This window comes from Chryseobacterium geocarposphaerae, from assembly GCF_002797535.1.
In the GTDB taxonomy this organism is placed as follows: Bacteria; Bacteroidota; Bacteroidia; order Flavobacteriales; family Weeksellaceae; genus Chryseobacterium; species Chryseobacterium geocarposphaerae.
On the sequence record NZ_PGFD01000002.1, the window covers coordinates 808,520 to 832,944 of the forward strand.

25 protein-coding genes and 1 riboswitch are annotated in these 24,425 nt (G+C 35.9%); of the genes, 16 read left to right on the plus strand and 9 right to left on the minus strand.

Annotated elements, in window-relative coordinates; genetic code table 11:
• The first annotated feature begins 21 nt into the window (after positions 1–21).
• The 6 genes from CLV73_RS15390 (at position 22) to serS (ending at position 6,844) form a co-directional block, all read left to right on the plus strand.
• The gene (locus CLV73_RS15390; protein ID WP_100377741.1) at positions 22–510 is read left to right on the plus strand and encodes a hypothetical protein; all 489 of its coding nucleotides are present in this window, start codon (positions 22–24) and stop codon (positions 508–510) included.
• Positions 511–593: 83 nt separating this feature from the next.
• The gene (locus tag CLV73_RS15395) at positions 594–1,724 is read left to right on the plus strand and encodes a glycosyltransferase (RefSeq protein WP_100377742.1); all 1,131 of its coding nucleotides are present in this window, start codon (positions 594–596) and stop codon (positions 1,722–1,724) included.
• A gap of 5 nt (positions 1,725–1,729) precedes the next feature.
• Entirely contained in the window at positions 1,730–2,983 is a 1,254-nt protein-coding gene (locus tag CLV73_RS15400) for an MATE family efflux transporter (RefSeq protein ID WP_100377743.1), read from the plus strand.
• Positions 2,984–3,043: 60 nt separating this feature from the next.
• On the plus strand, positions 3,044–4,945 hold the full coding sequence (asnB, locus tag CLV73_RS15405) for an asparagine synthase (glutamine-hydrolyzing) (protein ID WP_100377744.1): 1,902 nt from the start codon (positions 3,044–3,046) through the stop codon (positions 4,943–4,945).
• A gap of 33 nt (positions 4,946–4,978) precedes the next feature.
• Positions 4,979–5,485 (plus strand): hypothetical protein, encoded by a 507-nt coding sequence (locus tag CLV73_RS15410; RefSeq protein WP_100377745.1) that lies wholly within the window; start codon positions 4,979–4,981, stop codon positions 5,483–5,485.
• Between the two features lie 90 nt (positions 5,486–5,575).
• Entirely contained in the window at positions 5,576–6,844 is a 1,269-nt protein-coding gene (gene serS, locus CLV73_RS15415) for a serine--tRNA ligase (RefSeq protein ID WP_100377746.1), read from the plus strand.
• A gap of 53 nt (positions 6,845–6,897) precedes the next feature.
• On the opposite strand, the gene CLV73_RS15420 is transcribed toward serS, so the two are convergent.
• The 9 genes from CLV73_RS15420 to CLV73_RS15460 form a co-directional block, all read right to left on the minus strand.
• On the minus strand, positions 6,898–7,656 hold the full coding sequence (locus CLV73_RS15420) for a hypothetical protein (RefSeq protein ID WP_100377747.1): 759 nt from the start codon (positions 7,654–7,656) through the stop codon (positions 6,898–6,900).
• Positions 7,657–7,674: 18 nt separating this feature from the next.
• Positions 7,675–8,442: a sulfite exporter TauE/SafE family protein gene (locus tag CLV73_RS15425; RefSeq protein WP_100377748.1), complete on the minus strand. Its 768-nt coding sequence runs from the start codon at positions 8,440–8,442 to the stop codon at positions 7,675–7,677.
• Positions 8,433–8,885, minus strand: a complete 453-nt coding sequence (locus tag CLV73_RS15430; RefSeq protein WP_100377749.1) for a FixH family protein — start codon at positions 8,883–8,885, stop codon at positions 8,433–8,435. Before CLV73_RS15430 ends, CLV73_RS15425 begins: the two co-directional genes overlap by 10 nt.
• An 8-nt stretch (positions 8,886–8,893) precedes the next feature.
• Entirely contained in the window at positions 8,894–10,348 is a 1,455-nt protein-coding gene (ccoG, locus tag CLV73_RS15435) for a cytochrome c oxidase accessory protein CcoG (protein WP_100377750.1), read from the minus strand.
• Positions 10,349–10,441: 93 nt separating this feature from the next.
• A complete protein-coding gene (locus tag CLV73_RS15440; protein ID WP_100377751.1) occupies positions 10,442–11,323 on the minus strand; it encodes a cbb3-type cytochrome c oxidase N-terminal domain-containing protein in 882 nt (293 codons plus the stop codon).
• Between the two features lie 10 nt (positions 11,324–11,333).
• Positions 11,334–11,531 (minus strand): cbb3-type cytochrome oxidase subunit 3, encoded by a 198-nt coding sequence (locus CLV73_RS15445; protein ID WP_039370054.1) that lies wholly within the window; start codon positions 11,529–11,531, stop codon positions 11,334–11,336.
• Positions 11,532–11,546: 15 nt separating this feature from the next.
• Complete coding sequence (ccoN, locus tag CLV73_RS15450; protein ID WP_100377752.1) at positions 11,547–13,808, minus strand: cytochrome-c oxidase, cbb3-type subunit I; 2,262 nt, start codon at positions 13,806–13,808, stop codon at positions 11,547–11,549.
• A 30-nt stretch (positions 13,809–13,838) separates the two neighbouring features.
• Positions 13,839–14,033, minus strand: a complete 195-nt coding sequence (ccoS, locus tag CLV73_RS15455) for a cbb3-type cytochrome oxidase assembly protein CcoS (protein ID WP_100377753.1) — start codon at positions 14,031–14,033, stop codon at positions 13,839–13,841.
• Between the two features lie 110 nt (positions 14,034–14,143).
• Entirely contained in the window at positions 14,144–16,522 is a 2,379-nt protein-coding gene (locus tag CLV73_RS15460) for a heavy metal translocating P-type ATPase (protein WP_185116784.1), read from the minus strand.
• Between the two features lie 90 nt (positions 16,523–16,612).
• Here CLV73_RS15460 and CLV73_RS15465 point away from each other — a divergent pair, with 90 nt between their 5' ends.
• The 10 genes from CLV73_RS15465 (at position 16,613) to CLV73_RS15510 (ending at position 24,416) form a co-directional block, all read left to right on the plus strand.
• Positions 16,613–17,326: a Crp/Fnr family transcriptional regulator gene (locus tag CLV73_RS15465; protein ID WP_100377755.1), complete on the plus strand. Its 714-nt coding sequence runs from the start codon at positions 16,613–16,615 to the stop codon at positions 17,324–17,326.
• A gap of 63 nt (positions 17,327–17,389) precedes the next feature.
• Complete coding sequence (gene panB / locus CLV73_RS15470) at positions 17,390–18,205, plus strand: 3-methyl-2-oxobutanoate hydroxymethyltransferase (protein WP_100377756.1); 816 nt, start codon at positions 17,390–17,392, stop codon at positions 18,203–18,205.
• Between the two features lie 3 nt (positions 18,206–18,208).
• Positions 18,209–18,535 carry a hypothetical protein gene (locus tag CLV73_RS15475; protein WP_100377757.1) on the plus strand — a complete coding sequence of 109 codons (327 nt, stop codon included), beginning with the start codon at positions 18,209–18,211 and terminating at the stop codon, positions 18,533–18,535.
• A gap of 4 nt (positions 18,536–18,539) precedes the next feature.
• Positions 18,540–19,220 (plus strand): RluA family pseudouridine synthase, encoded by a 681-nt coding sequence (locus tag CLV73_RS15480; protein WP_100377758.1) that lies wholly within the window; start codon positions 18,540–18,542, stop codon positions 19,218–19,220.
• Positions 19,221–19,362: 142 nt separating this feature from the next.
• A riboswitch (TPP riboswitch) is annotated at positions 19,363–19,463 on the plus strand.
• A 57-nt stretch (positions 19,464–19,520) separates the two neighbouring features.
• Complete coding sequence (gene thiS / locus CLV73_RS15485) at positions 19,521–19,727, plus strand: sulfur carrier protein ThiS (RefSeq protein ID WP_100377759.1); 207 nt, start codon at positions 19,521–19,523, stop codon at positions 19,725–19,727.
• A gap of 23 nt (positions 19,728–19,750) precedes the next feature.
• Positions 19,751–21,562 carry a phosphomethylpyrimidine synthase ThiC gene (thiC, locus tag CLV73_RS15490; protein ID WP_100377760.1) on the plus strand — a complete coding sequence of 604 codons (1,812 nt, stop codon included), beginning with the start codon at positions 19,751–19,753 and terminating at the stop codon, positions 21,560–21,562.
• A complete protein-coding gene (locus CLV73_RS15495) occupies positions 21,559–22,143 on the plus strand; it encodes a thiamine phosphate synthase (protein ID WP_100377761.1) in 585 nt (194 codons plus the stop codon). The genes thiC and CLV73_RS15495 overlap by 4 nt, the downstream gene beginning before the upstream one ends.
• Positions 22,119–22,862: a hydroxymethylpyrimidine/phosphomethylpyrimidine kinase gene (locus tag CLV73_RS15500; protein ID WP_100377762.1), complete on the plus strand. Its 744-nt coding sequence runs from the start codon at positions 22,119–22,121 to the stop codon at positions 22,860–22,862. Before CLV73_RS15495 ends, CLV73_RS15500 begins: the two co-directional genes overlap by 25 nt.
• 128 nt (positions 22,863–22,990) lie before the next feature.
• Positions 22,991–23,608 (plus strand): thiamine phosphate synthase, encoded by a 618-nt coding sequence (locus CLV73_RS15505; RefSeq protein ID WP_100377763.1) that lies wholly within the window; start codon positions 22,991–22,993, stop codon positions 23,606–23,608.
• A gap of 31 nt (positions 23,609–23,639) precedes the next feature.
• Positions 23,640–24,416 carry a thiazole synthase gene (locus CLV73_RS15510; RefSeq protein WP_100377764.1) on the plus strand — a complete coding sequence of 259 codons (777 nt, stop codon included), beginning with the start codon at positions 23,640–23,642 and terminating at the stop codon, positions 24,414–24,416.
• The last annotated feature ends 9 nt before the right edge of the window (positions 24,417–24,425 follow it).

Genomic DNA, 24,425 nt, shown 5'->3' on the forward strand with positions numbered 1-24,425 from the left:
TACTCTTTAAATTTATTGGAAATGAAAATTGAAGAATCTAATATTGTAGAAACCAGCGACTACAGAGTTATTATATATCCGGCATCAAGACCATTTACAACCAAAGAAGCTAAAACAATTACAGAAAAGCTCTACGACTTTTTAGCAACTTGGGCAGCACACGGGAAACCGCTTTCTTCCTCTTTTAAAATTGAGAAAAACCAGTTTATCATTATTTGTGTGGATGAAGAAAAAGAAATGGCTTCCGGATGCAGTATTGATGCATTAGGAAAGATCATGAGAGAAATTGATGAGGAGTATCAGTTGGGCTTGTTCGACAGAATGAAAGCAAGCTTTGTTGAAAACGGAGAAGTGAAAACTTTGAAATTGATGGATTTTAAATCCAAACTGAAAAACGGCGAAATTTCCAAAGATATTCAGGTGTTCGATTTTTCTAAAAATACCTATCTTGATTTCTTAAGCCATTTTTTATTGCCGCTAGAGAAAAGTTGGGCTGCTTCTATAAAATAAATTTTTAAAATATTTGGATTTCCTCCGAGGTTTCTTTTTGTTTGAAACTTCTGAGGAAATTTTCTTAGTAACATGCTCTCTGAATGCAAAAAGTACTTTTTTTAACGACTGCACATCATTTTGATGATGACAGAATTTTTTTTCATCAGGTAAAAACGCTTGCTGAAGAAGGGTTTGAAGTTAAAATAAGCAGCCTTAGTTCAGATTTTCAGGGAAATGTAGATGGAGTTCAGATAGAATCATATCCCATCCTGGAAAATACAGTGCAGGAGAAAATTGAAACTTTTAAAAAGATTTGCACCTCGTTTCAGCCGGATTGTATTATCTGTTCAGAACCTGTTGCCGTTTTTGCTGCAAAACAATACCGGAAAAAGAAAAAAACAAGTATCATTTATGATATAACCGAATGGTACCCTTCTATGTCAATGCTTGAAAATTATTCATATCCTGCAAAGATATTTCATGCTGTAAAATTTTTTCTGGTTCAGTTATATGCAGGTTTTTTAAGCACCTATTTTATTTTTGGTGAAGAGACAAAGAAGTTTCCTCTGGCTTACTTTTTTCCATTTAAGAAAAGCATGATTCTTCCTTATTATCCGGATAAAAAATATGTTGTATCCAATCCGAAAAAGCTTACTTCAGATAAAATAACGCTTTGCTATACCGGAGCACTATCAGAAGACAAAGGAATCGGTAATTTTTTTAAAGCTGTAGATGTTTTAAGTAAAAAGATGCCGGAAACCATCATAAAATTATTCATTGTGGGAGCTGCGAGAAAGGAAAGTGATGAGAATTATTTTAAAAACTTGCTATCTGAATATAATTTTGAACATATTGAGATCCGAAAACCGACATCATTTGAGCATTTTACAGAAGCTTTTGTGGATGCAGACATCTGTTTTGATCTTCGTGAACTCAATTTTGAAAACAATCACTCTTTACCGATAAAATTATTTTACTACATAGGAGCCGGAAAACCTGTAATATATTCAGATCTTAAAGGAATCCGGGAGCATATGGATGTGTCAGAATTCGGGAAGCTTGTGGATCCGAGAAATGCTGAAATTATTTCGGATTTAATTGTAAATTACATCCGAAACCCAGAATATTATTATTCACATGCAATTCAGGCTCGGAAAGCGTTTGAACAACAATATAACTGGGGTGTAATTCGGAATTCCTTCGTTGATTTTGTAAAAAAGTCTATTAAATAATTGCCATGCAACTCAAAGTTGTCAAAACTTTTATTTCACGTTTTCTTATTCTGATCCTCAGTTTTGGATTGGTGATTTTCTCTACCAATATGTGGGGAAGTGAGGGAAAAGGAACGATTTCTATTGTGATTGCCAATGCGGCTATCGTAAGTTTTTTCAGCAGTATTTTTGCAGGAAGCAGCACTTCTTATTTTGCTTCAAAATTTAAAACCGAACAAATTTTAATATACTCATATATCTGGTCGGTTATTATGGGTATTTTAATTCCTGTCATATTTAGTTTTGCAGATATTCAGGCTAAATATTTGATGGATTTAATTGGGATTTCAGTTTTTTCAGCACTTTTATCCGTAAATGTTAATCTGTTTATTGGAAAACAGAATATTAGATTATTTAATGTCTATACAGTTCTACAGCAGCTTGTTCATATTCTTTTTATTAGTGTTTTTATTTATATCTTACAGCAGAAAGACGTTTCCGTTTATTTTGGAGCACAGATTTGCTGTCTTGCACTTTTATTTTTGACGAGCTTTTTTCAGGTTATTAGAGAATGTAAAATTTCAGATATTTCCTTATCTAAAAATGTATTCAAAAGCATGTTCGAGTATGGTTGGAAAACCCAGCTCAGTGCTTTTATTCAGTTTTTGAATTACAGGCTTTCTTTTTACTTTCTTGAATATTTTGAGGGGATTGGAAGCGTTGGTGTTTTTTCAATAGGAATCACTTTTTCAGAGGCGATCTGGACGATTACAAGAAGTATTGCAGTGATTCTGTACTCAGATGTCGTCAACAGCAAAAGCAGGGAAGAATCTATTCTTAAAACAAAATCTTCACTGAAACTTTCTTTTTTACTGATGCTGATCTTTTTATTAGGGATTATTATCATTCCCGGTTCACTTTATGAAATGATTTTCGGAAGAGCTTTCAGGGGTACAAAAGAAATCATGCTGCTTCTATCTCCGGGAATCCTGGCGATTGCCCTCAGTGATATGATAGGTTATTATTTTTCAGGAATAAAAGAACTGAAAATTCTGAATATAAAATCAATTGTTGGTTTGGCGATTACCCTTGTTTTTTCTTTCCTGTTGATACCTAAATACGGAATTTTGGGCGCTTGTATAGTGACGACTTTATCCTATTCAGTTTCGGCTTTATTGCTGTTTCTAAAATTTTACCGTTCTACTGATTTTCGTATTCAGGATTATCTGATTACCAAAGAAGATCTCCGTTTGGCCAAAGAAAAATTGATGAAAAAGTAAATCTCTTTTACTTTAGAAAATCAGGCGTTTTGCTTATTTTTACCCAACAAAATCAGAAGTATGTGCGGAATTTGCGGTTATTATTCATTTCATAAAAATATTTCCTCTAAAAATATTACAGAGATGAATCAGTCGATCAGACATCGCGGTCCCGATGATGAAGGATTTTGGCTTTCCGACGGTGTTGATGGCAGAAATTTTTCCGGACATGACTCTACGGAAAAGATCAAAGAAGGATTTCCGATTTTGAAGGAAGAAAACTCAGCAATAGCTTTAGGTTTCAGAAGACTATCGATCCTTGATCTCTCTGAAAAAGGGCATCAACCTATGCTTTCTGAGGATGAAAAAATAGTCATCACCTTCAACGGAGAAATTTATAATTTTAAAAAACTCAGAAAAGAGCTTGAAGTTTTAGGATATCATTTTCAAAGCCAATCTGATACGGAGGTTATCCTCAAATCATATATAGAATGGGGAGTCTCAATGTTTGTAAAGCTTGACGGAATGTTTGCGATCTGCATTGTGGATCTGGAGCAGCAAAAAATTATTCTTGGCAGAGATAGAATAGGTCTAAAGCCTTTATTTTATTCTAAGAATGAAAACGGATTAATTTGGGCTTCCGAGATTAAAGCAATTCTGAAAAACGAATTTATAAAACCTGAAATCAATTGGAACGGAGTCTACACCAACTTTCTTTTCCAGACGACATTAGCTCCTGAAACCTGTTTTAAAGATATTTTTTCATTGGAGCCGGGGTCTTTTATGAGCATTGATCTTAAGAATCAAGGAATTATTAATGAAAAATTCTGGGAACTTTCCCTACAATCAAATTCAACGATTTCAGAAAAGAAGGCTGTGGAAAAAATAGATCTTTTACTTGCTGAAAGTGTTTCTGAACAGCTTCATGCCGATGTTCCCGTTGCCAGTATGATGAGCGGAGGAATTGACTCTACTTTGATTACTTCAAAATCAAAACCTTTTAAAAAGGATATTAATGCCTTTACCATTTCTTACAAATTTTCGGAAGAAGAAGTGAAAAATGCGTGTTTAGTTGCTCATACTCTTGAAATTCCACATCATATTAAAAGTATTAGTGACGAAGAAGTTTTGTCTGAGCTGAAGGAAAATATTCAGCATTTTGAGGAACCCTATAGTAGTTTAGAGGTGTTAACAAATGCTGCTGAATATGCTAAAAAATTAGGCTTCAAAGTTGTGTTAAGCGGAAATGGAGCAGATGAACTTTTTGCAGGATATTCTCACTCTTTAAAGCTGAATAAATGGCTTTTTCTAAGAAATTTCAATTTTGTAAGGCATTTTCTTGTTACTCAGGATCAGTTTTCAAAAAAAGTAAAAAATTACTTTTCTCAGGATACAATGTTTGATTTCTTTAGACAAAGTCAGGTAGGGATGAAACCTTCTGAGGCAAAATCGGTTTTTAATCCTGCTGTTTTCAAAAATATTAATTCAGACCTTAAGCAATATCATCTACAAGAAACCAAAGATTATAAAGGATATTTTGAATATGATATGAAGTATTCACTTTCTTCACATCACGTTTTCAGAGATGATCTAAGTGCCATGAAATACGGAGTGGAGTTCCGTTATCCGTATTTAAGTAATGACTTGATTGATTTTGTTGCTTCGGTTCCTGAAAATCTGAGATATAACGGGATTCAGAATAAACCATTGTTGAGAAAAATTGCGGAAAAATATCTTCCTGAAGAGGTTTTGAAAATGCCTAAAAGAGGTTTTTCATTTCCGTTATATGATTTTATTAAAAATGAAAGCTGGGTAAGAGATTTTATTAGTAAACATTTGGAAAGTCTTAAAAAAAGAAACTTTTTCAATGCTGAAATTATTGATGAATGGCGGCAAAATCAGAATGACATTTATGATTGTGTAAAGATCTGGCAGCTTGTAACCTTTGAGTTATGGTATCAGAAATATTTTGAAAATCTGTAAGGAGACTAAAAATTAATATTTTACCTTTGCAGTATGAAGAAATCTTTTTGGGGGATAACAGTTATTTTATTGGCGCTTCTAAGCTGTAGGAGTGATGAAGAATCTTTACAGAAAATTGACCAGGTTTTTAATCTGTATATAAAGGATTCCTCGGGTAAAGATCTGTTAAATCCTACAAAAGTGGGTTCTTTTACAGGAGTTTCCTGGAATGATGAATTGGCAGATACTGATATAGCCAGTGTAAATTTCAGTCGTAAAATGCTTGCCGACTCTACTTACTATGCAGAATATACAGACGGAGCAACAAGGCAGCTTTATGATGGAACTGATCCTGACAACAAAATTTACCGGTCGGAAATTCAGGTTTCTCTGATCAAAAAAATATCCGATACTCAAAATGCACCTGTAGATATTGATACACTGGAAATTTACTACAGAATGAGCCCTTCTGTTTTTGAGGTTTCGAAAGTTTATTACAACAAAGTTTTAAAGTTCTCGAAAACGTCTGATGAACCGAATGTGGTGACAATTATAAAATAATCTTAAATTTGCACGAACAGTTCAAAGTTCGGGGTTCAAAGTTTTAAGTAACTCAACCTTAAACCTAAAACTTTTAAACATTAAACTTTTATGTTACAAGTCAATTTTTTGCGCGACAACAAAGAACGCGTTTTAGAAGGTCTTAAGAAAAGACAATTCAAGAATCTTGAGTTGGTAGACGAGGCTATTGCTACTGACGAAGAAAGAAAAAAAATTCAGTTTGAACTAGATTCCCAGCTTTCCGAAATTAACAAAATCTCCAAAGAAATCGGAATGTTAATGAAAGAAGGGAAAAAAGAAGAAGCTGAATCTGCAAAATCTAAAACAGCACAATATAAAGAGTCGACGTCGGAATTGAAATCTCAATTGGATGTAAAAGAAAAAGCTTTACTGGATATTTTATATCAAATTCCTAACATCCCGAATGAATTGGTGAAAAATGGTGCTTCTGCAGATGATAATGAAATAATCTATCAGTCTCATGATGTGGAAGGATTAGGTGAAGGAGCAATTCCTCACTGGGAACTGGCAAAAAAATACAATCTTATCGATTTTGAATTGGGAGTAAAAATTGCCGGAGCAGGATTTCCTGTGTATTTAGGGAAAGGAGCGAGATTACAAAGAGCTTTGGTTCAGTATTTTTTAGATAAGAATATTGAGAAAGGATATATGGAAGTAAATCCGCCTCACGTTGTGAATGAAGCTTCCGGATACGGAACAGGGCAGTTGCCGGATAAAGAAGGCCAGATGTACCACGTTGGAGCAGACGATTTGTATTTGATTCCTACAGCGGAAGTTCCGGTGACTAATTTGTACCGTGATGTATTGTTGGACGAAAAAGATCTTCCGATCAAAAACACGGCCTTCTCTCAGTGTTACAGAAGAGAAGCGGGAAGTTACGGAGCACATGTAAGAGGACTGAACCGCCTTCACCAGTTTGAAAAGGTGGAAATCGTAAGAATTGAAAAGCCTGAGAATTCTTATGCTGTTCTGGAAGAAATGGTAGAACATATCAAAGAAATTTTAACGGATCTTGAGCTTCCTTACAGAGTATTAAGACTTTGCGGTGGAGATACTGGCTTTGCTTCTGCAATGACGTATGATTTTGAAGTGTGGAGTGCTGCTCAGGAAATGTGGTTGGAGGTAAGTTCTGTTTCTAACTTTGAAACTTTCCAGGCCAACAGGTTGAAATGCCGTTACAAAGCGGATGGGAAATCTCAACTGGTTCATACATTAAACGGCTCTGCAATGGCGTTGCCAAGAATAATGGCTGCTGTGCTTGAGAATAATCAAACTGCAGAAGGAATTAAACTTCCTAAGAAAATTGCTGAGTACGCAAGATTCGATTTGATTAACTAATCAGACTATATTTTATATAAAAACCCACCGGATTTTTCTGGTGGGTTTATTTTTTATTCAGTAACGATAACGATTTTCTTATCTGAATTTTTAAGTGGTTTTTGGGAGTCTCCGAACATTTCATTCAGATTGTAATCCACTCTTATCGTATGATCATCTACTTTGGTGATCCAGTCGTGCTTTCCTGAGATAGACTTTATCTTGTTTTCAAATTTTATGGTCGTACTCATTTTCTTCAGCATCATTTTCATCATAGATGAGGCGGATTCAGCTGTAGTATCATCTTCTCCCGGAAGCCCTTTTCCTGAAAGAATATCTTTAAAGCCGTTGATATTTAAATTTTCAGTATCTATGGTAAGGGTTTTTCCATCCCACATATTTAAAGCCATCTGATCGATAGGAAGTTTTTCGTTTTTAGACATATTGCCTATCGTATTGTAATCTGCTTTTGTAAAGTGATCCATCTTCATAGAAAAACCTGCAAGTTCATCTTTATCAAAATTAGATTTCATGAATACCTTTTTCATGATTCTGATGGAATCTGGATTGGTTGTTTTTAACTTTCCCTCCTTTTTTTCCATTTCATAAAGGCTTGTCCATGTTCTTGGAAGCTTTTCCAGTTCTGCAAGTTCTTTTTTATCATTTTTTACAGAATCCGGCATCATAGATTTGAACATGGCCATGGCATCTTTCATATCAATATCCATCAATGCTGTAGAGGCTGCATCCTTATGAAATACAATTTCCGAGTTTACCGTACACGATTGAAGGGCAAAAAGGCTGATTACAAGTAAAAATAAAATCTTTTTCATATGTGTTGGTTTAATAGATTAATGACAATTTGTATTGTTATGATTATGGGTGCTGTGATCACCGGGTAAATGGCAGTCTCCTTGATTATCCTTGGAAACGGTCATAGCTGCTGCAGGCGGTGAGATATAAGGAATTCCGAGCTCAAGACCCCGAAGAATAAATAATCCTCCTAAAACGATCATTACCACAGGAATTACTTTTAAAACTTTCACTCTGAAAGCCTGATTCATGAGATTTCCTACTAAAACTACCGCAAACATAAACGGAAGTGTCCCCAATCCGAATAGAGACATATATAAAGCGCCCTGCCAGATTCCTCCACTTGCCAGGCTTGCTGTCAATGCCATATAAACCATTCCGCAAGGTAAAAAACCATTGAGAATACCTGTAGTAAATCTGGAACGGTAATCTGCCTTCTGAAGAAGCTTTCCTAAATTCGATTTTACAGAAAACAGAAATTTAGAAAAGAGAGGAATCTTGGAGGCAAAATCTTTCCCTCCGAAAGAAAATAAAGCCATGATAATCAATAAAACTCCCACTAAAATGGTTAAGTATTTTTGAAAACCGGCCATTTCAAATCCCTCGCCAATAATTCCCAAGATAGCACCCAAAAGAGAATAAGTGAATATTCTTCCGAATTGGTACGTCAGATTTTGAAGGTAATAATTGGTGGCCTGCTTTTTAGTTAATCCCATCGACAAAGCAATAGGGCCGCACATTCCGATACAATGAAAGCCGGATGCGAAGCCTAAGCCGATTGCCGATACAATAAGTGCTATTTCCATATCACATCATAGTCCATTCTGTAGTCTGTCTTGTCTTTGGTCCAGGTCAATCTCAACGTATAATTTCCAAGTCTTAAAACCTGACTAGGAATGGTAAAAGATTTATTGGCATCAAGTTGTACAGCTTTATGTATATCTAAATTCTGATCGTCAGTTCTGTTTAAAACAAATTTTACCGTAGTATTGGAATTGTCGTAATCTTTAGGAAAAGATATAGTAATTCCCGATTTATCTTGCTTATATACAGGTTTTTCCTGCAAATCATCGGCTCTTTTTTTAGCATCAATTACATCCTGGTATTTCAGCTCTTCTTCATAATAATTATCCGTTACCATTTCAGAATTCTTCTGCCCGTTTGTAAAAAGAAACATCATCGATAAAATAAAAATAATGAATGCAGCCAATGCAATTACAATACCGTGTCCCCAACTAAAGTTTTTCATACTAAAAATTAAAATTGTAATTTAAAAGGTCCTTCAAAATACGTCTGATAAGAATCAACAAGCTTACCTTTCATATCATAAACGCCTATCGTAATATTTTGTTTAGATAATTTCATTTCATTCTCCGGAAAACTGATATTGATTGTCCCTTTTGAGATCTTATCTCTTTCTACTGTAATCTTGCTTGAAGCACTGTAAATAATTTCTCCATGTTTTGGTTCAATTACTTTTATCGTTACCACCTTTTTATCATTCGTTTTATTTAAGAATGTATAATTGTAAGTATTGGTAATTTTTCCGTCTCTTACAAAGAATGTGCTTCCCGCCGGTTTGATGAATTTGGCTTCCATTTCTCCACGGCTTGACAATAAATAACCTAAAAATCCTACCAATACTAAAAGAAGGATGGCAAAACCTTTCATTCTTCCGGTAAACTTGAACGGAGTCTGTTTTTCAATTTCGTTTTCGGAGGCATATCTGATCAATCCTTTTGGCAGGCCTACTTTTTCCATTACTTCATCACAAGCATCAATGCAAGCGGTACAGTTTACACATTCCAGCTGTTGTCCGTCTCTGATGTCAATCCCAGTAGGACAAACCACGACACATTGGTGACAATCTATACAATCTCCTTTTCCTGCCGCTTTTCTGTCTTCACCTTTTCTCCATTTAGATCTGTTTTCTCCACGTTTGAAATCATAGAATACATTGATGGTATCTTTATCAATCAATACTCCCTGAAGTCTTCCGTAAGGGCAAACCAAAGTACAAACCTGCTCTCTGAACCAAGCAAATACAAAATAAAATGCTGCGGTAAACAGAATCATTACCATGAAGTTGGTAGGGTGGGCAAACGGACCTTGTGATACAATATTAAATACTTCTTTATACCCTACGATATACATGAACATAAAGTGAGTAATAATTAAAGAGATAATAATAAACACCGTCCATTTCAAACTTCTTTTCCAGATTTTTTCGGAATTCCATTCCTGGCGGTCCAGTTTCATCTGCTTATTTCTGTCCCCTTCAATCAGATAATCTATTTTACGAAATATAGATTCCATAAAAATTGTCTGAGGACATATCCACCCGCAGAAAATTCTTCCGAATGCAATCGTAAATACAATAATGAAAATAAGGGACGCAATAGCTCCTAATGTAAGAATGAAAAAGTCCTGAGGGTAGAAAGGCTGTCCAAAAATGAAAAACTCCCTGTCAATAACGTTAAATAGGATTAAAGGGTTACCGTTAATCTTAATAAATGGGACTGTAAAATAAATAATAAGCAAAATATAGCTTACAATATTTCTGTAGTTGGTATATTTTCCTTTTGGTTTTCTCGGGAAGACCCATTTTCTTTTTCCCGATTGTTCCATGGTGCCAATAGAGTCTCTATAAGTTTCGGGATCGAGTACCTGTCCTTGTCCTCCTCTTGCTTCTATTTCTTCTATTTCTGACATTGCGTAATATATTTAAAAAAGAAAAACATAATTCGTTACTATTTTATTCTAATAACCAATTATGTTTTTCATATGACTTAATTTTTTTTAAAATTATTCTTTTTCCCAGTGAGCTTCTGTTCCCTGAGGAGCAGCTCCACCCTGAGCAGGTGTTACTGGAGGCATTTCCTGATTGATGTGATATACATACGCTGCAATCTTTTCAATTTCAGCACCAGAAACTTCTCCGTTTTTACCGAATGGTCTCATCGTAGGGTTGTTAGGAGAACCGTTCCAGTCCATATGGAAAACGTTTTTGAATAATGTTTTCTCCGGCTGGTTTATCCAGAAGTTATCTGTCAGGTTCGGCCCGATACCACCACTACCATCTTCTTTGTGACAAGATGCACAGTTGGTTTTGAATAACTCTTTACCTTCTGCAATATTATCAGCTGAATATTTTGCTGTCTCAATCGTTACTGGAGGCTGGCTTGCATTATAAATTTCAATAGCTGCCATTTGCTCTTTATATTCTTTTTCATATTCGCTTAACGGGTGAGCGAAATCGGTAAAAGAGAATGCTGCAACATATACAATACAAAAAGCAGTCCCAAAATAGAATAAACCTACCCACCATTTTGGTAATTGATTATCCAACTCCATGATTCCGTCGAAACCGTGGTCGATAAGGATATCTTTTTCTTCTGTATCAGATTGCTTTTTGAAAGCCGCATCATACATTCTTCTCAAGAAAGGAATTTTCTTTTCTGCTAAGTATGCTGCTTTTTCTTCTGCAGATAGTTTTTTGAATTTATTATTTTCAATTAAATCTCCAATTGCACTGTGAATGTAAGCCAAAATTGCACTTATGACTACAGTTCCCCAGAAATAAGGAGACGTTAAAAACGAGTAGCTTTGTACAAACAAATAATAAAAAACTATTAGAAGTCCAATTATTATTAAAATGTTTACAACAACCGGTGTTCTTTGTTTCATAATAAATAGTTTAATTTTTTAAATTAAAATCATCTTCATCATCCTGCAGAGGAGCCTCTTCTTCTTCTTTGTAATACTTTTTAGGTCTGCTAAAAACATATATGATCAAAGCTACGAAGAACAGTATAAAGAAAATCAGAGCCAGTGTCTGGTAAAAACCAGCATTTTCTGTATTGGATAATATATCTTTAAAGTTCTGAGGAATCATAGACTTTTTAACGTTTTAGTTATTACTTGCTGTTTTAATTTCAGTTGTCTTAATATCTGTACCTAATCTTTGTAAATAAGAGATAAGAGCTACAACTTCTTTTTTCTCTAGTTTTACATCAGGTCTCTTTGCATATTCCTGTTTCAGGTCATTGGCTTCAGAGAAGATATCTTTTACAATTTTCTTAGCCTGGTTATCTGCCCAAGAGTTTGCAGAATCAATCTCAGCTTTTGTATAAGGTACATCAAATGTTCCTTTCATAAGCTGCATTTTAGCTACCATTTTAGATCTGTCTAAATCTGTAGCAATTAACCAAGGGTAACGAGGCATGATAGAACCTGCAGACGTAGATCTTGGATTATACATATGCTTATAGTGCCAAGAACTTGGGTTTTTACCTCCTTCTCTATGTAAATCCGGTCCTGTTCTTTTCGATCCCCAAAGGAATGGTCTGTCATATACAAACTCTCCGGCTTTTGAGTATTGTCCGTTTTTACCGTTGAATCTTACGATCTCATCTCTGAATGGTCTTACCATCTGTGAGTGACAGGCGTTACATCCTTCTCGGATATAAATATCTCTACCTTCTAATTCTAGCGGAGAATAAGGTTTCACGGCAGAAATGGTAGGTACACTTTTCTTAAGAGATAGAGTAGGAATAATTTCCACTGAACTACCAATTGAGATCGTGATGAAAGATAGAATACCCAATAATACTGGTGTTCTTTCTAACCAAAGGTGAGTTCCTTCTCCTTCTTTTCTGTTTTTGCTGATGTTTGCCAAAGCTGGTGCCTCTGCAGGAACTTCTTTCTGGAATGATCCTTTTCTTACAGTAGCAACAACGTTTATAATCATTAGGATAGCTCCTGAAATATAGAATGCTCCTCCTAAGAATCTCATTTTAAAGTAAGGAATAATTGCAGTTACGGTATCCAGCCAGTTTTTCCACAATAATGTTCCGTCCGGGTTGAATTGTTTCCACATTAACCCTTGAGTAAATCCTGAAATATACATTGGTACTGCATAGAAAATAATTCCTAAAGTTCCTAACCAGAAATGCCAGTTAGCTAATTTTACAGACCAAATTTTTGTTCTCCACATGATTGGAACCAGGTAGTAGATAACCCCGAATGCCATGAAACCATTCCATCCAAGAGCTCCCAAGTGTACGTGACCAATAACCCAGTCTGTGAAGTGACCAATTTTATTAATATTTTTAGTTGCCAAAAGCGGACCTTCGAACGTTGCCATACCATAACACGTAACAGCTACAACGAAGAATTTTAGAATAGGATTTTCTCTTACTTTATCCCAAGCTCCTCTTAAGGTAAGAAGACCATTTAACATACCTCCCCAAGATGGTGCAATTAGCATAATCGAGAAACCTGTTCCCACTGCCTGAGCCCAAGCCGGAAGTGCAGTATATTGAAGGTGGTGAGGACCAGCCCAAATGTATACGAAAATTAATGACCAGAAGTGAATAATAGACAATTTATAAGAAAAAACAGGTCTATCTGCAGCTTTTGGTAAGAAATAATACATCAAACCTAAAACCGGAGTCGTTAATACGAATGCTACTGCATTATGACCATACCACCATTGTACGATAGCATCTTTTACCCCTGCATATGCTGAATATGATTTCCATCCTGTGAAAGATAAAGGAACTTCTAGGTTATTGAAGATGTGAAGCATGGCTACTGCAATCCAAGTACCGATGTAGAACCAAATCGCTACATACAGGTGTCTTACTCTTCTTTTTGCAATAGTTAAGAACATATTGGCTCCGAAAATAATCCAAGAGAATGCAATTAAGATATCGATTGGCCATTCGTGTTCTGCATACTCTTTAGAGGTGTTGATCCCCATAAAGAAAGTAACGAACGTAGCAACAATCATAAACTGCCAAGTCCAGAAATGTAACCAAGATAATGTATCACTGTACATTCTTGTTTTTAATAATCTCTGTAATGAGTAATAAATACCTGTGTAAACGATATTACATACGAATGCAAAGATTACTGTGTTTGTGTGCAACATTCTGATTCTACCAAATCCGAACGCACCATGAGTGTTTATTAACCCTTGAATGTTCCCCGATGCCAAACTTTTAATTGTTGTATCATCTGTTCCGAATAAAAATTCGGGAAGTTCAGGGTAGAAAAGCATTAATGCTGCCGTAAGCCCGAACGTGAATCCAATAAGACCAAATACTATGGTCGCGTAGAGGAATGCACGGACAATGCTATTGTCATAACTAAACTTTTGTGTCTCCATATCAACTATTCACTTTTTTCTTCAATTTTATTATTTTCCTATTTCTTTTTTGTCTGTTTCTTTGTTGCCAATTTCTTCCTCTTTGACTTCATCATCAAAAAGAATTCTGACAGCAGGAGATTCATCATCTTCAAACTGCCCTTTTTTGGCATACACTATAAATACGACCAAGAAAATCGCAGCTAAAGAAACACTGCATAGGATCATTAAATATAGAATATCCATTTGACAACAAAATTAACCTATTTTCGGGGTTCAAATTTAGTGAAAAATAATGACATTCATCACGAAATACGGGTTTTGGTTAATTTAAAATCAGTCTAAATAAGCCTCTTTTACGCCTGTTTTTTGAAATATTTTCTTCCTAAAATCCAGGTCGAAAGTGTGGTAAACGAAACCACGGTGATAGAACTTGCAGGCATAATCAATGCAGCAAAAAGCGGATGCATATGTCCTGTAACTGCGTAACTTAAACCGATAACATTATAAAGAAAACTGATTATAAATGTCATTTTCACAATGGTGATCGAGCCTTTGCATACATTTAGGTATTTGTCTAAAGTAACCACTTTTTCACCATTCATGATCACATCGGAAGATGGAGTAAAGCTGTTGGTGTCGTCAGCAATGGCAATTCCTACATTACTTTGTTTTAATGCTCCTGCATCATTCAGTCCGTCTCCTAACATCGCTACTTTTAGGTTTTTATCCTGTAAGGTTTTGATATAATTCAGTTTGTCTTCAGGGTTTTGGTTAAATGCCATTCCCTGATAATTAGGAATCAGTTGTTTAAGCTGACTCTCTTCAAAAGAATTGTCACCACTTAAGATAAAGATTTTATAGCCTGTAAGCTTTTTGAATAGATTAGCAAGTCCCGGTCGGTATTCGTTTTTGAAGATAAACTTCCCTAAGAATTCATCATTTTTACTGATATAAACGGCAGTCTCTAAATTTTTAGATTCCTGATTGTTATAGCTTGCTGAACCGATTTTATAGATATTTCCTCTTACGTTCGCTTCATATCCTTTCCCGGAAATTTCCATGAAATTTTCAACAGGGAAATAGTCATCATTAATTTCAATAAACTCATATAAAGACTTTGAAAGCGGATGGTTAGAGTTTTTTAATAGAGTTTTAATGTTTTGTAAATCAAAATCTTGAATCTCAGAACCTTCATATTTGATATTCGATTTTTTTCTGTGGGTAATGGTTCCTGTTTTATCAAAAACAATCGTGTCCAGTTTTGCGATTTTTTCTATGGTTAAGGTATCTTTTACATAGAATTTATTTCGACCTAAAATCCTCATAATGTGTCCGAAAGTGAACGGGGCGGATAGGGCAAGTGCACATGGGCATGCGATAATCAGAATGGCAGAAATTACCTGGAACATTTTTTCCAAATCAACAGTTGCCCAGTAAATTCCTGAGAGTAATGCGATTCCTAAAATGATGAATGTAAAATATTTACTGATGTTGTTGGTTAATGTATCAAGACCTGTCTCGTGCTTTTTAAAAGCTTCTTTATTCCACAATTGGGTCAGGTAGCTTTGATCGACATTTTTTATGACTTCCAGTTCCAGAGAGGATCCAATCTGTTTTCCTCCGGCAAAAATTTTATCTCCGGGCTGTTTACTGATTGTGGCGCTTTCTCCTGTGATAAAGCTGTTGTCAATATTTCCTTCGCCGTTAATCAGAATAGCATCAACAGGAATGATTTCCTGATTTCTAACCAAAATTCTGTCACCGATTTTTATTTCGGAAAGAAGAATATTATCCTGTTTTCCATCAAAATCAACCTTAGTTACAGCAATGGGATAAAAAGATTTGTAATCTCTATCATAGGAAAGCGCATTGTAAGTTCTTTTCTGAAAGATTTTACCTAAAAGCATGAAGAATAAAAGCCCGCACAATGTATCGAAATATCCTGGTCCATAATCCGTTACGATCTCGTAAAGACTTCGCCCGAAAAGAACAATAATTCCCAAAACGATAGGAACATCAATGTTGACAATTTTATTTTTTAATCCATACCAAGCCGATTTATAATAGTCAGACGCTGAATAGAATACAACAGGAACGGCCAAAAGGCACATCAGGGTTCTGAAAAGACCTTTGTAATGGTCCATCCAATAATCTTCTCCGCCTACATATTCCGGGAAGGCTAAAAACATTCCGTTACCGAAGGCAAAAGCTGCAATCGCAAATTTTACCAATAGAGATTTGTCGAGATGATCAACGTTTTTGTCTGCAGTTTCAAGGCTAATGACAGGTTTGTATCCTAAATTGGTTAAAAAGTTAGCTAATTCGCTTAATTTTAATTCGTTATGGTTGAAAGAGATCTGTAAGGTCTTTCTGGTGAAATTAACCTGAGAATACTTAATGTTTTTATTTAAAGTATGAAGGCTTTCCAATAGCCAAATGCAAGATGAACAGTGGATTACCGGGATTTTGAATGTGACCAGACTTGTTCCTCCTTCCGAAAAATCGGTGATCTTATCAAAAATTTCAGGAGTATCTAAATAATCAAACTGAGTGGAGTTTTCATCACTTGGACGAATTCCGGCTCTCTTATTCAGTTCGTAGAAATTACTTAAATTATTGGTATTCAGAATTTCGTAGACAGATTTGCAGCCGTTGCAACAAAAGACTTTTTCGTCAAACAGAATTTGTTCCTTTTCTATCCCTTGACCACAATGAAAACAGTTCTCGCTCACCTTCATAAATTATTGAAGCACAAAATTATAACAATTTTTTTTGTTTATCGAGTTAAAAAGTTCTATTTTTGTGATAAATGTCATATTAAAATGCCGCAGGAACAACAGCTCGCTATTGAAGAAAGATTTGCCAGAGTTTTTAATGATAAATCATTCAAAGAAAGACTTTCTAATGCAGATTTTGAGAAATACATTAGCGCAAAGAAAAAAATGAGTTTTCAAAAGCATGACATCATTTTCGAAGACGGAGAAATCCCAAAAGGAGTATATGTTTTGGAAAAAGGTGCTGCTAAACTATCTAAATCAGGAGCTTTTGGAAAAGACCAGATTTTAAGATTTATAAAAGAAGGCGATATCATCGGGTATCGTGCTCTGCTTTGTGGCGAGAATTTTCAGGCAAAAGCTGAAGCTATGACAGATGTTGAGTGTACTTTCCTTCCTTCAGATGTTTTCATGCACCTCTTGGAGGTTGATTCTCAGCTTTCATTTGTGATGCTTCAGAAAATTTCTTATGAATTGGGGGAGTCTTCCAACACCATCACTTTCCTGGCTCAGAAAACAGTGAGAGAAAGATTAGCAGAAATATTATTGCTTCTTGAGCAAAAATTAGGAGTAGATCCGGAAGGATTTATCAAGATTTCTTTAACAAGAGAAGAAATTGCAAACATTATCGGGACGGCAACAGAAAGCGCCATCCGTTTGATTTCCGAGTTTAAACAAGATAGTCTTATCGAAGTAGACGGGAGAAATATCAAAATTCTTAACCACGACAAATTAATGAAACTAGGTCACGTAGTTTTATAAAAATCATACGAAACTTTAAGTCGGCTTAGGGCCGACTTTTTAACTTTAAAAAATAGATACATTATGTCTGTTCATTCTGAGATTAAGAAAGTTACCACTGAAACCTTGCGTAAAATGAAATTCGACAAGGAAAAAATAACAATGCTGACGGCGTACGATTTCACGACTGCAAAAATGGTAGATGCAGGAGGAATAGATGCGGTTTTGATAGGGGATTCTGCAGCCAATGTAATGGCAGGCTTTGAAACAACACTGCCTATTACTTTAGATCAGATGATTTATCATTCTCAAAGTGTCGTGAGAGGGACCGACAGAGCTTTGGTTGTTGCGGATTTGCCTTTCGGAACTTATCAGAGTAATCCCGAAAAAGCATTGGAATCTGCGGTTAGGATGATGAAAGAAGGTGGTGCACATGCTGTGAAAATTGAAGGAGGTAAGGAAATCTCAAAATCTATTAAAAAAATTATCAATGCCGGAATTCCGGTGATGGGACATCTTGGATTGACACCACAGTCTATTTATAAATTCGGAACCTATAAAGTAAGAGCTAAAGAAGAAGCTGAAGCTGAAAAACTGATTGCTGATGCCCTGCTTTTGGAAGAATTGGGATGTTTTTCTGTTGTGCTGGAGAAAATTCCGGCAGAGCTTGCTAAGAAAGTAACAGAATCAATTTCTATCCCGACAATCGGAATAGGAGCCGGCCCTCACTGTGACGGACAGGTTTTAGTATACCACGATATGGTTGGAATGAACAAAGGTTTCAGTCCGAAATTTTTAAGAAGATATCTTGATTTATATACAGAAATTACAGGAGCAGTTGCTCAATTTGTAAAAGATGTGAAGAGTCAGGATTTCCCTAATGAAAATGAAAGTTACTAATTCATGAGAAACCAACAGTCTACCCAAGGAATTTTATCAATTGTTGCTCTGGTTTGTCTTGCAGCGGGATGGTTTAATTTCTTTTCTCCGGAAATCAATAGCTTACTTTCACGAAAAGTTTTTTATGTTTTAATAGGAATCAGCTTTTTTCTTCAGGCACCTTTGCTGAGCAATAAGAACTTTGTTTATGCAATGTATGCTGCAGCGGCCATTTGTGTACTGGGAGGTTTATTTATTCCATTAGGAACAAAATTAGAATCGATTAAAACAATCGGTCTTTTAGGAGGCATTATTCTTTCCATCGTAAATAGGCCTACTTATCGTCAGTAAATCTATGAAGGAACAGATTGTTTATGAAGACAACCATATTTTGGTGGTTAATAAAAAAGTCGGCCAGCTTGTACAGGGAGACAAAACCGGTGATGAATCATTATTAGAATTAATCAAAGACTTTATAAAAAAAAGAGATAATAAACCGGGGAATGTTTTCCTCGGTTTAGTTCATCGTATCGACAGGCCGACTTCAGGTTTGGTGATTTATGCTAAAACTTCCAAAGCTTTATCTCGTCTGACTCAGATGGTTAAAAATAGAGAGGTCAAGAAAACGTATTGGGCAGTTGTGGCAAAAGAAATGATTCCGCAATCTCAGAGGCTGGTGCATTATCTAAAGAAAAATGAAAAGAATAATAAAGCTATTGTTTTTCCAAAAGCCACTGATGGAGCAAAAGAAGCAATTCTTATGTATAATGTAATTAAAAAACTAGACAATTATCTTTTACTGGAAATCGATCTGGAAACAGGGAGACATCATCAGATCCGTGCTCAACTGTCAAAAATCGGAACTCCAATTAAAGGGGATTTAAAATACGGTTCACCTCGTTCAAATCCAGATGGAGGAATTAACCTTCATGCCAGAAAACTGGAATTTATTCATCCTGTTACTAAGGAAAAGATAGAAATTATTGCTCCCGTTCCACAAAATGATGCGGTCTGGAAGGCTTGTGAAATAGAGTAAAGGTTCTTAAGCTAAATATTAAAAAACGAAAATAATCTTTCAAGACTAAAAATATTTTAAATAAAGAGCGGTGTTTATTCATCGCTCTTTTTTATTTTCAAAAGACAAAATTTTGCTCATTTCAAAAAAATGTCTACCTTCGTTTCAGCTTTAGGGGTGTCTGTTGATAAAACAGGCTGAGATTTTACCCTTTGAACCTGATTTCTAGATCATACTAGCGTAGGGAAAAGTGAAATGACTTTGCTGTACATTCTATTGTACAATGGCGGGCATTCCTAAAGTGTATTTAAAAATTTAGGAATGGAGCTCACAATCAATCACACACTCAGAACTTTTGATGTACTTCCTGAAACACTGGAAGCATTACTTGCTATTGAAATACCCCAAAAACGAAAAGGTATTGCCGTAGCACTTAACAATCGCATTATTCCGCAGCCATTCTGGGCGGAAACATTTCTCAGCAACAAAGATTCAATTTTAATTATCACTGCTACTCAAGGCGGTTAATCTATATAAAAAACAATTATTATATGGCTCATAACATCACACGTTCGCCGTTTCCGAACTCAAAAAAAATCTATGTTGAAGGGAAAATTCACCCGATCAATGTGGCAATGCGCGAAATAGAATTAAGTCCGACAAAATTATCCAACGGAACTCTAGAATATAATCCTCCTGTTACCGTTTACGATACATCAGGCCCTTATACGGATGAAAACTCTGAAATCAATATCGAAAAAGGACTTCCAAGAATCAGAGAACAATGGATTTTAGACAGAAATGATGTTGAAATTCTTGATGGAATTACTTCTGAATACGGAAAAACCCGTCTTGCTGATTCAAAACTAGATACATTACGTTTTTCTTACAACCATAAACCGAAAGTTGCAAAGGAAGGACACGAAGTTACCCAGTTATACTATGCAAAACAGGGAATTATCACTCCTGAAATGGAATACATTGCCATTAGAGAGAACCAAAGAATTGAACAGCTGGATTCTGTTTCAAAAGAAATGGCTTTTCAGCATGAGGGAAATAGCTTTGGCGCAAGAACTCCGAAAAATAAAATCACTCCTGAATTTGTAAGAGATGAAATTGCAGCCGGAAGAGCAATTATCCCTAATAATATCAATCATCCGGAAAGCGAACCGATGATCATCGGAAGAAATTTTTTGGTTAAAATTAATGCCAACATCGGGAATAGTGCCGTTTCATCAAGCATTGAAGAGGAAGTTGAAAAAGCAGTCTGGGCTTGCCGATGGGGAGCAGATACGATCATGGATTTATCAACAGGAAAAAATATTCATGAAACCAGAGAATGGATCATCAGAAACAGTCCGGTTCCGATTGGGACGGTTCCGATTTATCAGGCATTGGAAAAAGTAAAGGGAGTTGCAGAAGATCTGACCTGGGAGATTTTTAAAGATACCTTGATTGAACAGGCAGAACAAGGGGTTTCTTATTTCACGATCCATGCCGGAGTTTTACTGAGATATATTCATTTAACCGCAAAACGTGTGACGGGAATTGTTTCCAGAGGAGGCTCAATTATGGCAAAATGGTGCCTTTTTCATCATAAAGAAAACTTTTTGTACACGCATTTTGAGGAAATCTGCGAAATCATGAAAAAATATGACGTTGCTTTCTCTTTGGGAGACGGTCTTCGTCCGGGTTCAATTGCCGATGCCAATGATGAAGCGCAGTTTGCAGAGCTGGAAACTTTAGGCGAGCTTACAAAAATTGCCTGGAAACATAATGTTCAGGTGATGATCGAAGGTCCAGGCCACGTTCCGATGCATATGATCAAAGAAAATATGGACAAACAACTGGAAGAATGTCATGAAGCGCCATTTTACACTTTAGGTCCATTGACTACGGATATTGCACCAGGTTATGATCACATCACTTCGGGAATCGGAGCTGCAATGATTGGATGGTTCGGTTGTGCGATGCTGTGCTATGTAACTCCGAAAGAACATCTAGGGCTTCCGAACAAAGATGACGTAAAAGTTGGAGTGATTACTTATAAATTAGCCGCTCATGCTGCTGATTTGGCGAAAGGACATCCCGGAGCTCAGTACAGAGACAATGCACTAAGTAAAGCAAGATTTGAGTTCAGATGGGAAGATCAGTTTAATCTTTCACTAGATCCGGATACGGCAAGATCTTACCACGATGAAACGCTTCCTGCCGACGGAGCAAAAATTGCACATTTCTGTTCGATGTGCGGACCTAAATTCTGTTCCATGAAGATTACACAGGAAATCCGTGAATCTGCAGAAAAAGGAATGTTAGATAAATCACAGGAATTCATCGAAAAAGGGAAGGAAATTTATATATGATCATCGTAATCACTCCCGAAGAATTGGTTCAAAACGAAACTGAAATAAGTAATGAATTGTTTCAGAAAGGTTTGGATTTGCTGCATATCAGAAAGGCCTTTATCAGCTCAGAAGAAATGGCGGATTTTATCCAAAAGATAGATCCTGGGTTTCGTTCTCAACTGGTTTTGCACAGTCATTATGACTTAGCGAAAGATTTTAAGATTTCAAGACTTCATTTCAGGGAAATTGACAGGCAGAATGGTTTGCATCAATCTTTTAAGGATAAAATCATTTCAACGTCTGTGCATGATATTGAAGCCTTTAATGAATTGGGTAACGAATGGGAATACGCATTTGTCAGTCCTGTTTTTCCGAGTATTTCTAAAAAGGGTTACGGAGAAAATTCAACTATTTTAAATGATATTATAAGACGGGAGAACTCAAAAGTGAAGCTAATTGCTTTGGGAGGAATTAATGAAAACAATATTCGTGAAATCTTCAGTCATGGAGTGGACGGAGTAGCCTTGTTAGGGTCGATTTGGGAAAGTGATGAACCAGTACAAATTTTCAGGAAATGCAGACAGAACGTCCTTTCGTAATGAGTATTGCAGGTTTCGATCCAAGTGGCGGAGCTGGCTTGTTAGCAGATATAAAAACGATGGAGCAATTAAAAGTTCAGGGATTTGGAATTTGCACGGCAATGACCCTACAGACGGAATCACAGTTTTTTAATCTTCAATGGAGGCCGATAAAAGAAATTGTATTGGAAATTGATGTTTTAATGAAAAACTACCCTATTGAAGCCGTGAAAATCGGGGTGGTAAAAGATGCGGGGGATTTAAATGAAATTATTACTAGGATTAAATTAAATAATTCCGAAACCAAAATTGTTTGGGATCCTGTGTTAAAAAGCACTTCTGAGTTTTCTTTTTTTGATCTCAATACAGTTTCACAGGTAAGAAATCCTTTGAAACAGATTGATTTAATTACTCCAAATTATAATGAATACAAGGTTTTAAAAGAAAACCATCTTTTTGAAAATCTTGAAAAACAGTGTTCGCTTTTAATTAAAGGAGGTCACAGAAAAGACAAGTTAGGGACAGATATTTTAATTCAAAACGGGAAAGAAATATCTATTGAACCCCATGATACGTCTTCTGATTATTATCCAAAACATGGCTCGGGTTGCGTGCTTTCTTCTGCAATTGTAAGTCATTTAGCAAAAGGTGAAAATTTAGAAACAGCCTGTAGAAAAGGAAAACAATACATTGAACAATTTTTAACAAGCAATTCTTCTTTATTGGGATTTCACTCTTAAAATTATGATGTAAATGTTTATTCTTTGCTAAGTTAAATCGAAGATTCGACGTAGTCAAACGCCTTAGCGAGCTTAAAAACAATTAGTATTAAAAAAATCTTTGCGCTCTTTGCGTTTAAAAAATAAAAATGGAAAAATTACAATATATCTCTCAGGGATTTACCATAGAAAATCAGGAGCTGAATATCCGAAAAGCTCTTGACAATGGAATACAATGGATTCAGGTTCGCTGGAAGAATGCTCCGGAGCAGGAATTCATAAGACTTTGTGAGATTTCGAAAAAATTATGTTCAGATTATCATTCGGTTTGCATAATAAATGATCATGTTCAGATTGCAAAAGATATTGATGCCGATGGTATTCATTTAGGACTAAAAGATACCTCAATTGAAGTTGCTCGGAATATTTTAGGAGAAAATAAAATCATTGGAGGAACGGCAAATACGATTTCAGATGTTCTCCAAAGAATGAATGAACCTTGTGATTACATCGGCTTAGGTCCTTTAAGATTTACCTCAACTAAAGAGCAACTGAGCCCTATTTTAGGTTTTGAGAGGTATCAGAATATCGTGGAGAGCTTAAAAGAAAGATCTTTAGAAATTCCTAAAATATTTGCCATCGGAGGAGTGGTTTTGGAAGATACAGAAGTGTTACAGAATATTGGAATTTACGGAGTTTCGGTTTCAGGACAAATTACAAATCAACCCTCGGTAATCAGGGAATTTAAAGCAGTCCTTCAGTCATGATTATAAATGAACTTAGAAAAATAAAAAACAGATGAAAAATCAGCCACTAATAATAGCAGACAGAACTTTCGAATCAAGATTGTTTTTAGGAACAGGAAAATTTGGGAATCTTTTGGAAATGACCGATTCCATCATTGCTTCGGGCAGTGAAATGGTAACAATGGCTTTAAAACGTATTGATTCGCAATCTTCAGAAGATGATTTACTGAATGCGTTAAAACCAACAAAAACACACCTTTTACCTAATACATCAGGGGCCAGAACAGCTAAAGAAGCGGTTTTAGCGGCACAATTAGCCAGAGAAGCATTAGAAACGAACTGGGTAAAGCTGGAAATTCATCCCGATCCAAAATATTTATTACCCGACCCCATTGAAACATTGTATGCGACGGAAGAACTGGCGAAATTAGGATTCGTGGTAATGCCTTACATTCATGCTGATCCGGTCCTGTGCAAGCGTCTTGAAGATGTGGGAACGGCGGTGGTAATGCCTTTGGGGGCGCCAATCGGAACCAATAAAGGATTGAAAACATTAGACTTTTTGGAAATTATTATCAGTCAAAGTAATGTCCCGGTTGTGGTAGATGCGGGAATCGGAGCTCCTTCTGATGCAGCAAAAGCGATGGAAATGGGCGCTGATGCCGTTTTAGTAAATACGGCAATTGCAGTTGCAGGAAATCCTGTTAGTATGGCTTTGGCTTTTAAAGAAGGAGTCATTGCCGGAAGAAGAGCTTTTGAAGCAGGTTTGGGATCAATTGCTCAACATGCGGAAGCATCAAGTCCGTTGACTTCTTTTTTGTTTGATTAAAAATTAATT